Origin of the sequence: Anaerocolumna cellulosilytica (assembly GCF_014218335.1) — a bacterium.
Lineage (GTDB): Bacteria > Bacillota > Clostridia > Lachnospirales > Lachnospiraceae > Anaerocolumna > Anaerocolumna cellulosilytica.
In genome coordinates this window covers 5219713-5233034 of record NZ_AP023367.1, presented here as the reverse complement: position 1 = coordinate 5233034, position 13322 = coordinate 5219713, and the positions used below count along the sequence as shown (strand labels likewise).

10 protein-coding genes are annotated in these 13322 nt (G+C 37.8%); 7 read left to right on the top strand and 3 right to left on the bottom strand.

Translation table 11 applies throughout. The features are described from left to right. Nucleotides 1–24 precede the first annotated feature (24 nt). The 3 genes from acsn021_RS21840 to acsn021_RS21830 all read left to right on the top strand — a co-directional run bounded on the left by acsn021_RS21840 (nt 25) and on the right by acsn021_RS21830 (nt 2574). Nucleotides 25–783: an exodeoxyribonuclease III gene (locus acsn021_RS21840; RefSeq protein ID WP_184092210.1), complete on the top strand. Its 759-nt coding sequence runs from the start codon at nt 25–27 to the stop codon at nt 781–783. 48 nt (nt 784–831) lie between these two features. Beyond that, on the top strand, nt 832–1407 hold the full coding sequence (locus acsn021_RS21835) for a cyclase family protein (RefSeq protein WP_184092209.1): 576 nt from the start codon (nt 832–834) through the stop codon (nt 1405–1407). 126 nt (nt 1408–1533) lie between these two features. Then, nucleotides 1534–2574 (top strand): M42 family metallopeptidase, encoded by a 1041-nt coding sequence (locus tag acsn021_RS21830; RefSeq protein ID WP_184092208.1) that lies wholly within the window; start codon nt 1534–1536, stop codon nt 2572–2574. A 167-nt stretch (nt 2575–2741) separates the two neighbouring features. On the opposite strand, the gene acsn021_RS21825 is transcribed toward acsn021_RS21830, so the two are convergent. Next, nucleotides 2742–4457 (bottom strand): S8 family peptidase, encoded by a 1716-nt coding sequence (locus acsn021_RS21825; protein ID WP_184092207.1) that lies wholly within the window; start codon nt 4455–4457, stop codon nt 2742–2744. 229 nt (nt 4458–4686) lie between these two features. Here acsn021_RS21825 and clpB point away from each other — a divergent pair, with 229 nt between their 5' ends. The 3 genes from clpB to acsn021_RS21810 all read left to right on the top strand — a co-directional run bounded on the left by clpB (nt 4687) and on the right by acsn021_RS21810 (nt 10438). Beyond that, nucleotides 4687–7275 carry an ATP-dependent chaperone ClpB gene (gene clpB / locus acsn021_RS21820; protein WP_184092206.1) on the top strand — a complete coding sequence of 863 codons (2589 nt, stop codon included), beginning with the start codon at nt 4687–4689 and terminating at the stop codon, nt 7273–7275. Nucleotides 7276–7421: 146 nt separating this feature from the next. Further along, nucleotides 7422–8420 carry a DHH family phosphoesterase gene (locus tag acsn021_RS21815; protein ID WP_184092205.1) on the top strand — a complete coding sequence of 333 codons (999 nt, stop codon included), beginning with the start codon at nt 7422–7424 and terminating at the stop codon, nt 8418–8420. Between the two features lie 425 nt (nt 8421–8845). After that, nucleotides 8846–10438, top strand: coding sequence for a DEAD/DEAH box helicase (locus acsn021_RS21810; protein ID WP_184092203.1), 1593 nt, complete (start codon nt 8846–8848; stop codon nt 10436–10438). 135 nt (nt 10439–10573) lie between these two features. Here the strand turns inward: acsn021_RS21810 and acsn021_RS21805 are convergent, their stop codons facing one another. Together acsn021_RS21805 and acsn021_RS21800 are read right to left on the bottom strand one after the other, a co-directional pair. Next, nucleotides 10574–11011 (bottom strand): HEPN domain-containing protein, encoded by a 438-nt coding sequence (locus acsn021_RS21805; protein ID WP_184092201.1) that lies wholly within the window; start codon nt 11009–11011, stop codon nt 10574–10576. 222 nt (nt 11012–11233) lie between these two features. Then, on the bottom strand, nt 11234–11800 hold the full coding sequence (locus acsn021_RS21800; RefSeq protein ID WP_184092199.1) for a hypothetical protein: 567 nt from the start codon (nt 11798–11800) through the stop codon (nt 11234–11236). A 320-nt stretch (nt 11801–12120) separates the two neighbouring features. Between acsn021_RS21800 and acsn021_RS21795 the strand changes: the two genes are divergently transcribed. After that, nucleotides 12121–13293, top strand: a complete 1173-nt coding sequence (locus tag acsn021_RS21795) for an AGE family epimerase/isomerase (RefSeq protein ID WP_184092197.1) — start codon at nt 12121–12123, stop codon at nt 13291–13293. The last annotated feature ends 29 nt before the right edge of the window (nt 13294–13322 follow it).

The following is a 13322-nucleotide window of genomic DNA, read 5'->3' as shown; positions in this document are numbered from 1 at the left end:
TGATATACAAAAGGAGGTTTGGTGATGAAGCTTATTTCATGGAATGTAAATGGCCTTCGGGCCTGTATTACAAAGGGTTTTGAGGATTTTTTTAAACAGGCAGATGCTGATATATTTTGTATCCAGGAAACAAAGATGCAGCAGGAGCAAGCCGAAATCGCTTTTGATGGCTATACCCAGTACTGGAATAGTGCTGTTAAAAAAGGCTATTCCGGTACGGCAGTTTTTTCAAAAAAAGAGCCTCTTTCGGTGGCATACGATTTAGGACTTGATAAACATAACGATGAAGGAAGAACCATTACTCTGGAATTTGAGGATTTCTATCTAGTAACGGTGTATACTCCCAATTCGAAAAGAGAGCTTGCCAGATTGGATTACCGGATGGAATGGGAAGATGATTTCCGTGAATACCTTTTAAAGCTGGATAAGCTTAAGCCAGTTATTTTGTGTGGGGACTTAAATGTTGCTCATACGGAGATTGATTTAAAAAATCCGAAAACTAACACCAAAAATGCTGGATTTACCAAAGAAGAAAGAGCCAAGATGACAGAACTCTTAGGCAATGGTTTTGTCGATACCTTCCGCTACCTCTATCCGGAGGTTACAGAGGCTTATACCTGGTGGTCTTATATGTTTAAGGCAAGAGAAAAGAATGCGGGCTGGCGTATTGATTATTTTGTTGTCTCTGAATGCTTAAAGGATAAAATACAAGATAGCCTTATTCATAAAGATACTCTGGGAAGCGACCATTGTCCGGTAGAGTTAGATATTGACTTAGATTAAAGCAGGAAGTTACTTAAAAGGGGTTGAATAGGATTAGGGGGAATCTGGATGAAGCTTTATGATATTACACAAGAAGTATTTTCTAGTAAGGTGTATCCGGGAGATGAAAAACCAAGCTTTGAGAAGCAATGCAGTATATCTGAGGGTTCACTCTATAATCTGACAGTGTTTCGTATGTGTGCCCACAATGGTACACATCTGGATGCGCCGTATCATTTCATAGAGAAAGGCAAGTCGATGGAAGAGCTTGCGCTGGAAAAGTGTTTTGGCTATTGTACGGTAGTACATTTTGAAAGTCAGCCGGATCTAACACTGGTGGAGGGGATACTAAAAATTTGTGAAAAAAAGCTGTTACTAAAGGGAAATATAACGGTGACTCTGGAAATGGCACGGCTTTTTAATAAATTCAGTCTGGATCTAATTGGCGTAGAAGGGCTAAGTGTAGGGCCTGTGGATGCACCTATGGAGGTGCATCTGGAGTTATTAGAACAAGAGGTGGTACTGCTTGAAGGCATTTGTCTGGCAGAAGTACCAGAAGGCAGATACTTATTATCAGCACTCCCTCTAAAGCTTGCCGGTAGTGATGGATCGCCTTGTCGTGCGATACTGGCTGAGTTGGACTAATTGCTTCTGCCTATGAGAAGTAATAAGTATGAAATGACTGTTTCGCAATGGGTAAAGTTATAGACTGTAAGAAAGGATGCGCATTTTGATAAAGAGCAGAACTTATCAAATGCCTTGGGATTTGTTATGAATACAATGGATTATATTATTCGTACAATAGAGGAGCTTGTTACTATTCCAAGTCCCTCCGGATTTACAAAAGAAGTTATGGAATATGTTAAAAAGCAGTCTGAGAGCTTTGGTTATACTTGCAGTTATAATCAGAGAGGAGGACTAGTAGTAGCTGTTAAAGGGAAAAATGAAGAAACACTTGGCTTATCGGCCCATGTTGATACCTTAGGTGCGATGGTTCGCTCTATTTCTGCTCAGGGAATGTTAAAAATTAGTCTTGTTGGTGGTTATACCATGCAAAGCATTGAAGGCAGCTATTGCAAGATACATACCAGAGAAGGAAGAGTATATACGGGTACAATTCTTTCCAAAAGTCCGTCAGTACATAGTTATGATGATGCAAGAAATTTGGAAAGAACCGAACGGAATATGGAAATCCGCATTGATGAGATTGTAAAAAATAAAGAGGATGTACTTGCACTTGGGATAAACAGTGGAGATTATGTAAGCTTTGATCCCCAATTTGCATATACTGAAAAGGGTTTTATCAAGTCAAGACATTTGGATGATAAGGCTTCTGTAGCAGTTTTGTTAGGAATGTTAAAAGAGATGTCTGAAAACAAAGTAATCCCTACTAAGAATATAAAGATTCTTATCAGTAATTATGAAGAGGTTGGATTTGGAGCTAGCTGGTTACCGGAGGATATTACAGAATTTATAGCAATTGATATGGGAGCCATAGGCGATGACTTAAATGGGACAGAGTATGCAGTGTCTATCTGTGCAAAGGATTCAAGTGGCCCTTATGACTATGAACTGACCACCAATTTAATTCAATTAGCAAAAGAGAAACAGATTGATTACGTAGTGGATATCTTCCCACATTATGGTTCTGACGTATCTGCTGCATTAAGAGGCGGTAACAATATCCGTGGTGCTTTAATCGGGCAAGGGATTCATGCTTCTCATGGAATGGAACGTACCCACCGCAAAGCTTTGGAGAATACCTTAAAGTTATTAGCTGAGTATGTTACTGTAAGTGCACCAATAAATTGATATCCTGAGCAATTAACTAGTAAGGAATAAGGAACCAACCTGTTCTGACTACTCTGCACAGGCAGGTATCATTCGATAAACTGGAAGTTTAATAGACCTGTTAACAAAATTATTTTGTTAGCAGGTCTTTTTGATACCCAATATCATTTCAATTTTATGCCTAGACGCTACCTTAAACCGGGTACTATAAGAATATCACTAAGAGCACGATTGATTCTATTAATATCAATTGTGCCGTAACCCCAATCAGGGTTTGGATAATTTAAATCCGGTTTTCTTTTAGCACTTTGTGTAAGAATTTTTCGAATGAGAAGGTTGTTCATATCTGATAAGTTTCCCTTTACTACACCCCACTCCATTAACATGGCAGAAATACCGGCGGTGTAGGCGGAAGCTAAGCTGGTTCCGGAGGTACGTATCATTTGATTATTTAAAAAGGGGCCGGTAATATTTACGCCCGGTGCGGATATGTCTGGTTTGGGATAGTTCGTTACGGTATTACCTCTGCTGGCATAATAATACAGAGTTGTAGTAACGGTATCATAAGCCGTGACAGTAATCATAGAAGGCGAGTTACCTGGTGCTGTAATGGTGGTGTAATTATTAGGTTTTAAAAAAATTGTTTCGGAATTAACAAAATTGTGAATGGGCAACCAAAAATGAAACTGCATAGGTAAATCTCCGGTTGCTCCATATACAATAAGCTGCCATTGCCCTGGCAGAGGATTTTGAAACCGTAAGACAATTAACTGTTCAGTAGTAAAGGGCTCTTTAAGCTGACTGTCGGCTATAATTATAGTATTCTGATAATCAATAATGATAGAATTAAGCGGTGATGGGGGGACTCTGGCAAGAAATGAACCATCAGGGGCAAATAAATCAATCCAGAAGCGGTTGGGTGAGGTACCCCAAAACTGTAAGGTAAAGCCTGTTTCTGCCTCGCTTACATGTAAACTAACATTGTCATAATGGGCAGGGGGCTTAATATCTCCGTAATAATGGGCCCCTCGATTGCCTTCATTTCCGGCAGCTACAATAACGGAGCGGCCATAATAGTCACTAATTCTTGCCAGAAGTCTAGTTAAGGGGCGCGTGCCGGTGTGATCGCTCTGATTCGTTCCTATGCCTAGACATATGACAAGCGGTTTATTTAATGTATTTGCTAAATCATCCAGATATTGTACGCCCATCATTATATCATTTTCCTGAAAGCAGACGGCATCTGGCGGAATAGCATAGAATTCTTTTAAGTAAGGTTTGGCAGGTTTTAATTTTACGATGGCAAGATCTGCCTCCGGTGCGACTCCCCGAAAGGCGTATTCAGACTGGGGTGTCCCAGCAGCAATACCAGCCAATAAGGTTCCATGACCAATCTCATCTTTACTTGGCACAATAGATAGGGGATTACTGCTTTGCAATGCCTGATTAATTTGTTCCTGGTTGTAAGCAGTCCCATAAAAAAAATTTGGCGGATAAGTATCACTATCAATGGATTGATCCCATATAGATAAAATCCTGCTCGTATTATCTTGGTTTAAGAATGATTTGTTAAGATAATCGATTCCGGTATCAATAAAACCTATAATAACACCATTTCCTTTTAGATTTTCTGAAAAGATTTCCGGAAGTCTGGAATATTGGTAAGGGTGGTTTACCAGGTCAGACAGCAGCCCCAGGCAGGTAGGGACAGAGTAATAACCAAATTTGTAGATACTATCAAGAGTCATATATTCTAGTGGTATATGATAAATGGCAAATTGCTGATTAATAACGTTTTTTGTGCTGTTTGGTATACCTTCGGGTAGGTTTAAAACACTGTCATTGCTTATAATAATGTCAGCAAAATTGTTACTGGTTATTTTGTATCTTTCTGCCTCTGTCATTAAAACAACCCACCTTTATATTGTTTATTAATCTATATGTATTAAAAGCTGAAATCAGTCTAATAAATTGCAGATTCCTTATAGTGGTAATGTACAAAAAGGTAAAAAATACACTTAAATGTAAATAGAGAAAACAAGAGCGATGTATGCAAATTTTTCTTGACAATTCTGCTATAAGTGTTATATTAGTTATAGAACAAACAATTATGAACGGAAAGGATGGGTGTATATGAATATTAGTAAGTTTACGCAAAAATCTATGGAGGTTCTGCAAAACTTTGAGAAGGTTGCTATGGATTACGGGCATCAGGAGATAGATCAGGAACATCTACTTTATAGCTTGATAACAGTGGAAGACAGCCTGATACTCAAATTATTAAAGAAAATGGATATAACCACCGAAGTGTTTACTGCACAGGTGGAAGGACTGCTAAAGAAACGTCCCAAGGTATCTGGCGGACAGCTTTATGTAAGCAATGATTTGAATAAAGTCTTAGTGTATGCAGAAGATGAAGCAAAAACCATGGGAGATTCCTATGTATCTGTGGAACATTTGTTTTTAAGTCTGTTAAAACAACCAAGTAGAGCCATCAAGGAATTATTTCATAACTTTAGAATTACTAGAGAAGATTTCTTAATAGCCTTACAAACAGTAAGAGGAAATCAGAAAGTTACATCGGATAATCCGGAAGCCACCTACGATACATTGGAAAAGTATGGATATGATTTGGTGGAAAGGGCTAGAGACCAGAAGCTAGATCCGGTTATCGGACGTGATGCCGAAATACGTAACGTAATTCGTATCTTATCCAGAAAAACCAAGAATAATCCGGTACTCATTGGGGAACCGGGAGTCGGTAAAACTGCTGTTGTGGAAGGATTGGCTCAGAGGATTGTTAGAGGAGACGTACCGGAAGGTTTAAAAAATAAGAAGGTCTTTGCACTGGATATGGGTGCACTGGTTGCAGGTGCTAAATACCGCGGAGAATTTGAAGAACGATTAAAGGCCGTGCTGGAAGAGGTAAAACGAAGCGAAGGTGATATTATATTATTTATTGATGAGCTTCACACCATAGTAGGTGCAGGAAAAACGGATGGTGCTATGGATGCCGGCAATATGTTAAAGCCCATGTTAGCGCGTGGGGAGCTTCACTGTATTGGTGCAACAACCTTGAATGAATACCGAATGTATATTGAGAAGGATGCAGCATTAGAGCGAAGATTTCAGCCGGTAATGGTGGATGAACCGACGGTAGAGGATACTATCTCGATTCTAAGAGGACTTAAGGATAGGTATGAAGTGTTTCATGGCGTTAAGATTACAGATAGTGCATTAGTTTCGGCTGCAATACTGTCAAATCGTTATATTTCCGACCGTTTTTTACCAGATAAAGCAATTGATTTGGTAGATGAAGCTTGTGCTCTGATTAAAACAGAACTCGATTCTATGCCCACCGAGCTTGATGACATTAGCAGACGTATCATGCAGATGGAGATTGAAGAAGCAGCGCTAAAAAAAGAAACCGACCGCCTGAGTGGGGAACGCCTGGAAGATTTACAAAAAGAACTTGCCGAGGCGAAGGAAGCTTTTGCAGCACAAAAAGCGAAATGGGATAATGAAAAAAACAGCGTGGAGAAGGTACAGAAACTTCGTGAAGAACTGGAAGGATTAAATAAAGAAATTGAACTGGCAGAGCGTAATTATGACCTTAATAAAGCAGCAGAATTAAAATATGGAAAGCTTCCCTACCTTACCAAACAACTGGCAGAGGAAGAGGAGCGGCTTAAGAGGGAAGAACATACGTTAGTACATGAAAGTGTCAGTGAAGAGGAGATTGCGAAAATAGTTTCCCGCTGGACAGGTATACCTATAGTAAAGCTGACCGAAGGAGAACGAAATAAAACCCTTCATTTGGATACGGAACTTCACAAAAGAGTCATTGGTCAGGAGGAGGGTGTGAATAAGGTAACAGATGCAATTATACGCTCGAAGGCGGGAATTAAAGATCCAACAAAACCTATTGGTTCCTTTCTTTTTTTAGGACCTACCGGTGTGGGTAAAACTGAACTGGCGAAGGCGTTAGCCGCCTCTTTATTTGATGATGAGCAGAATATGGTTAGAATAGATATGAGTGAATATATGGAGAAATATTCGGTCTCTCGTCTGATTGGGGCACCTCCGGGATATGTAGGATATGAAGAGGGGGGACAACTGACGGAGGCAGTCAGAAGAAAGCCATATTCGGTTGTACTATTTGATGAAATTGAAAAAGCACATCCCGATGTCTTTAACGTATTATTACAGGTCTTAGATGATGGACGTATAACCGATTCCCAAGGCAGAACCGTTGATTTTAAGAATACCATCCTTATTATGACCTCTAATATAGGCTCTTCCTACCTATTAGATGGACTTATGGAGAATGGAGAGGTATCTAGTAATTGTGAACGTCTGGTTATGACTGACCTTAGAAATTATTTCAGGCCGGAGTTCTTAAATAGATTGGATGAAATTATATTATTTAAACCGTTAACGAAGGATAATATCGGAAATATTATAGAGCTATTGATAGCAGACCTAAACCACCGTCTGGTGGACAGAAATATTACCATAGAGTTAACGGAAGCAGCAAAGAGTTTTGTCATGGAGCAGGCTTATGATCCGGTATACGGTGCAAGACCTCTTAAAAGATATTTGCAAAAACACATTGAGACCTTAAGTGCCAGACTAATACTAAGTGATCAGGTAAGAGAGGGAGACATTATTGTTATTAATATGGAGAATGATCAGTTAAGTGCAAAGGTAAAAAATATTTAAGGAAAAGCACTAACAAAGAAAGAGAGTTAATAGAATTGGTATTACAAATTATAGAATAAAGGGAAGTTTTCCGTGCATTTTTAACAGGTATCGTTTATAATAACCATAAAGTGTAAAAGCTTTATGATGTAAAGGGGTGATTTTCATTGACAAAGCTAAAACAGCTTATTCAGGTAATCACAAGAGCGCATATCTATATTCAGACACACAACTATCCGGATCAGGATGCATTGGCAACGGCATACGGACTTCAGTTTCTATTAGAATCGCAAGACATTAACTCTACCATTTGCTACAGTGGTCAAATAGATAAGTATAATACACTTAATATGGTAGAACTTCTTAAAATCAGTCCGCTGAATATGGAGGAGGTTACATTTACGAAAGAAGATGAAGTCATTCTGGTAGATTCTCAACAGGGCAATGTAAATGTTAAGTCCTTTGAGGGAAGAAAAATTGCCTGTATTGACCATCATCCCAAACAGGATACCAAGGGATATCTATTTTATGATATTCGAAGTGAGATTGGAGCCTGTTCCACCATAATCGGGGAATATTTTATGGAGAATAAGTTAAAACCGTCAAAGGAGGTCGCTACGGCTCTGCTTTACGGAATAAAGCTGGATACGGATAACCTGACGAAGAGAGTAAGTGTACATGATGTAGAGATGTTTGCATACCTGTTTAAAAATGCTGATTTAAAAATACTAAAAAAGTTGGAGAGCAGTAGCTTACGAAAGGCAGACCTAAATGCTTACCAGGAAGCCATGCGCAACCTTAGAATTTATGGCAGAGTGGGAATTGCCCGTATTGGCGATGACTGTTCAGAAGCCATTATTGGAAGCATTTCAGATTTTTTACTCAGCCTGTCTGAGGTAGACGTAACACTTGTATATTCATATCGTGTAGGTGGACTTAAATTTTCCATCCGTAGTGAGGCAGGTATAATAGATGCCGGAAAAATTATTAAAGAAGCACTTACAGACTTAGGTGATGGTGGTGGTCACGCTACGATGGCGGCGGGGTTTATTCCAAATCTTAATACTTCACAGGAGATTAACCAAGCTGCGTCCTTAGTGGAACAAAGAGTACTTTCTATAATAAATAAGGTAAGAAAAGATATATTTTTAATGGATGAATTGTAAAATGATACGGTTAATGAACATATGGTATTTTATACCTAGATTTCTGACAAGAGCTTAAATTATCTTAATTTACCAGATTGTATATATAAAAATAATTATGAAAACAATTTGACGAATGAAAGGTGTCATGTTATAATACCTATGGTACGTTTATCTGGATTAAGCATCTAGAGCAAAGGAATAGTTTAAGAATATAGCTAATATATGAAATTTAAGCTCTCTGTCCCAAAAGACCAAGAGCTTTTTTTATGGGTTTTCTCTCTGTATTGAGATGAATATCTTTTGCAGGTGCTTAGCAGTGGTGTGTGACTATTATGATCAGTAGAATTGGTGTTTGCCGGTTTATTGCTGACTTTAGATTATATGGAACCGCAGCAGGATAAAATAATAAAAGATTTCAAGGAAAGAAAGGAAACTAAATAACTATGGCAGTTAAATTTGAAGAATTAGGAATCGCTGAGCCGATATTAAAAGCTATTGTTGAGATGGGGTTTGAAGAAGCCTCTCCCATACAGGCAAATGCTATTCCCATTGTATTAGAAGGTAAGGATATTGTGGGGCAAGCGCAGACAGGTACAGGTAAAACAGCAGCTTTTGGTATTCCCTTATTACAATCTATAGATCCTAAAAATAAACATTTACAGGCAGTCGTATTAAGCCCTACCAGAGAGCTGGCTATACAGATTGCAGATGAAATAAGAAAATTAGCAGCTTTTATGCATGGAATAAAGATACTTCCTATCTATGGTGGACAGGAGATTTCAAGACAGATTCGTTCCTTAAAGGCAGGCACCCAGATTGTAATTGGAACACCTGGCCGTGTTATGGATCATATGAGAAGAAAGACCGTTAAGTTTGAGGATGTAAAGTTAGTTGTATTAGATGAAGCAGATGAAATGCTTAACATGGGATTTCGTGAAGATATCGAAACAATCCTTAAGGAAATACCGGAAGAAAGACAGACGGTTTTATTTTCCGCAACTATGCCTAAGCCTATCATGGATATTGCGAGAACCTATCAGAAAGATGCACAGATTGTTAAGGTAGTGAAAAAGGAACTTACTGTGCCTAAGATTGAGCAATATTACTATGAAGTAAAACCTAAGAATAAAGATGAGGTTTTATGCAGGTTATTGGATATGCATGATCCTAAGTTATCTCTGGTATTTTGTAATACAAAAAAACAAGTGGATGAACTGGTCTCTGTTTTACAAGGCAGGGGATATTTTGCGGAAGGTCTTCATGGTGATTTGAAACAGCAGCAGCGTGACCGTGTTATGAACAGCTTCCGTAACGGAAAGACGGAAATTCTCGTAGCTACAGATGTTGCAGCCAGAGGTATTGATGTTGATGATGTAGAAGCTGTATTTAACTACGATGTTCCTCAGGATGATGAATATTATGTTCACCGTATCGGAAGAACTGGAAGAGCCGGAAGAACTGGAAGAGCCTTTACGCTTGTTGTTGGTAAAGAAGTATATAAACTAAAAGATATACAAAGATATTGTAAAACAAAGATCATTGCACAGCCTATTCCGTCAATTAATGATGTAACAGCGGTAAAGGCTGAAAAAATCCTAGACCGTGTTCAAGACATCATCACAAATGAAGATTTAACAAAAATGATTGAAGTGGTTGAAGCAAAGGTTAATATGGCGGACTGTACAGCTTTAGATATCGCAGCAGCTTTCTTAAAAATGACCATGGGTGATGAAAACGAAGCGATTGAAGATAACAGCAACAGCCATCAAGATTATGGCGATACTGGTGCGGAAGCTGGCATGGTAAGACTTTTTATCAATATCGGTAAGAAACAAAATACCAGACCGGGTGATATTCTTGGTGCAATTGCAGGAGAAACAGGAATGCCCGGAAAATTAATCGGTTCCATTGATATGTATGATAAATATACGTTTGTAGAAGTCCCAAGGGAATATGCTTCCGATGTGATTCAAGTCATGAAGGATGCAAAAATCAAGGGTAAGAACATTAATATAGAACCGGCTAACAGAAAGTAAATAAAATATTAATATAAATCATTAATATAAAACAGGGACTATTGCATTTGGTATAAGAAAGCTTTCAAACGAATGAATTCTTATATTTATTGCAACAGTCCCTGTTATTATTCTAAATTCCTTATAATAAACAATTTATTCTTCAAAAATTTCTTCTTTTAGTGTATCCATTTCCTTTGTAATATCTTCTGTAGTTGCTTCAGATGGAGAAGACGCATTCTCCTCACGCTTTATACCGCAGGAAGGACAGAATGATGAATTTACAGGCATTTTTGCACCACAGCTACCACAGATATCTACGCCTTTAATGCTTTGAATTTCATCTCTATAGTGTGCAATAGAAGCATAGGTGTCGGCTATCTTTGTAAATAACGCCTGGTACTCTTCTGCCGGTTCTGTCTTGTGGGAGTCATAATACTTTTTACCAATTTGTTCATAGGTTGTTTTAATCGTTTCTTCACAGCTGCTGATTTTAGAGTTGAGTTTAAAAACCTCAGACATATCTTTAGCTATTTTGGCTACATCTTTTCCTTTTTTCGAGAGATTGGTACCAAATTGTTCAAAAAATTCCATTCTTAGCTCCTATCTGTGACCATTGGTCACGTACAAATCAAGAGGGTGAATATCTTTTATTCAACCCTATTCTCCTTACAATCACTTAAATACAAAAACTACATAGAAATAATAAGCATGATACTATTATAGTGTATAAGAAAACGAATTGAAAGGTTCCGTTCTCATACATTGTTGTAGTTTATTATTTGATTACTGAAATTTATATGTTCTGAAAAGGAATTACCAGTTCAACATATCTGCCAGATACCAATTGGAATCAATTTTAATAACATTAAAAGTAAGTTCTTCCGTATGAGAGTTGTCGACCCCTTTTATCATTAAGTCTATAATTAGAGTGTAGCCACTTTTTATCTCAATCTCCTTATTGTAATAACTAGTAATCGCAGCCTCTATTTCTCTCCGTTTATCTTTTGACAGTTTCACCTTGTCTTTTATGTGATACGTTAGCTTTATTTTTTCGCCATAAGAATCTTCTAAGGTTTCAGTCAATAAATTCATGTAGTCTTCTTCTGTTGAAAACTGTGCTGCGATACTTTTTAATTCATTTTGGATGTAGTCTGGATAAGCGTTTACCAATCTTTTGAAATCACTATTTTGAATAGCAGCAGTATAAGACTGAATTGGCTTTTCGTAAGCGGGAGTGAGGAGGAAAGTAACTTTAATGAGTATGGTTACTATAATAAAGATGAGAATACCGGCTACAGTCAGTTTCATTCTTTTATTTACACTATGTTTCTCTGGGGTCAGGTCTTTTGCAGTAGAACTGTAATTATTAGAATGTGACATTTTAATTCCTCCCATATAAAACAATAACTGGTTTGTTCTGATTATACATTAAATTACAGTATTCGGCAAGCCTTAAGGTCATAGGGTTTATTCGTGAGAAGGGTATATAGTACGAGCGTGTGATAGAAGTTTTAAGTATAGTATATAAATGCTGAATAAATGCGACATAAATGCATTATAAAAGCAATAAGAATGTGCATTAAAAGCGAAAAATACGCTTGTTTTTGTTTCCCTATGTGTTATAATAAGATTGCTAACTTACATAATCGAATGCATATTGAGTGTAATAGTATATCATAGTAAGGAAGGATGGATTTTGCATGTTTATTCAGGAAGTAAAAGATACTCTTTTTAACAATATTATACCATTCTGGAAGAACTTAAAGGATAAAGAGTATGGTGGTTTTTATGGTTATCTGGACTTTGATTTAAAGTTGCACAAGAAAGCAACAAAGGGTGTTATATTAAATAGCAGGATTTTATGGTTTTTTGCCAATGCTTACACTACTGTAAATGATGAAGAGTGCATTGAGTATGCAAAACATGCATATAAGTTTTTAAAGGACTATTGTTTGGACAAGGAATACGGAGGAGTTCACTGGTCGCTTCAATATGACGGGAATGCAGCGGACACCACGAAGCACACTTACAATCAGGCTTTTGCAATATATGCCCTGTCTTCCTATTATGGTGCCACAGGAGATGCGGAAGCTTTGCAGTTAGCTTATGAATTATTTGATTTAATTGAAACCAGATGTAAGGATTCCATCGGCTACCTGGAGGCTTTTAATCAGGCCTTTGAGCCGGTTGACAATGATAAATTATCAGAGAATGGTTTGATGGCCAGTAAGACTATGAATACGCTCCTCCATGTATTTGAAGCTTACACCGAGCTCTACCGTGTTGATAAGCAGGAAAGAGTGGGGAATCAATTACGATGGATAATGAACCAGTTTGCAGAGGTTTTGTATAACCCCAAAAGACAAATGTTAGAGGTATTCTTTGATGAAAATATGAGGACGTTATCTGATTTGAACTCTTATGGACATGATATAGAAGCATCCTGGCTTATAGACAGAGGTTGTGAAGTGTTAGGAGATAATGCTTACACCAAGAAGATGTTTCAGGTGACGGAAGCGTTACGCCGTCATATTTTAGAGGAGGGTTTTGATGGCAATTCCCTAAACAATGAATGCTTTCATGGGGAAGTAGATACGACTAAAATCTGGTGGGTAGAAGCAGAAGCTATCTTAGGTTTTATTAACGGTTATCAGCTAAATACAGAACGGAAAGAATATCAAAAAGCAGCGAAAAAAATTTGGGATTTTACTAAGAATTATATCATAGATAAAAGACTGGGTTCGGAATGGTTTTATGATGTGAATAAAGAAGGGGAACCTGTTAGCCGGAAGGAAATAGCCGGGCCTTGGAAGTGCCCATATCACAATGGCAGAATGTGTTTTGAAGTAATTAAAAGAAATGTTGACTGGTAGAACGGGTGAGCCTGATTTGAGACAGGTAA

Excerpts from the sequence above, each read along its gene's own strand:
- acsn021_RS21800 (WP_184092199.1), bottom strand. The coding sequence starts at position 11,800 with ATGTCACATTCTAATAATTACAGTTCTACTGCAAAAGACCTGACCCCA.
- acsn021_RS21825 (WP_184092207.1), bottom strand. The coding sequence starts at position 4,457 with ATGACAGAGGCAGAAAGATACAAAATAACCAGTAACAATTTTGCTGAC.
- acsn021_RS21830 (WP_184092208.1), top strand. The coding sequence starts at position 1,534 with ATGAATACAATGGATTATATTATTCGTACAATAGAGGAGCTTGTTACT.
- acsn021_RS21805 (WP_184092201.1), bottom strand. The coding sequence starts at position 11,011 with ATGGAATTTTTTGAACAATTTGGTACCAATCTCTCGAAAAAAGGAAAA.
- acsn021_RS21840 (WP_184092210.1), top strand. The coding sequence starts at position 25 with ATGAAGCTTATTTCATGGAATGTAAATGGCCTTCGGGCCTGTATTACA.
- acsn021_RS21835 (WP_184092209.1), top strand. The coding sequence starts at position 832 with ATGAAGCTTTATGATATTACACAAGAAGTATTTTCTAGTAAGGTGTAT.
- acsn021_RS21810 (WP_184092203.1), top strand. The coding sequence starts at position 8,846 with ATGGCAGTTAAATTTGAAGAATTAGGAATCGCTGAGCCGATATTAAAA.
- clpB (WP_184092206.1), top strand. The coding sequence starts at position 4,687 with ATGAATATTAGTAAGTTTACGCAAAAATCTATGGAGGTTCTGCAAAAC.
- acsn021_RS21795 (WP_184092197.1), top strand. The coding sequence starts at position 12,121 with ATGTTTATTCAGGAAGTAAAAGATACTCTTTTTAACAATATTATACCA.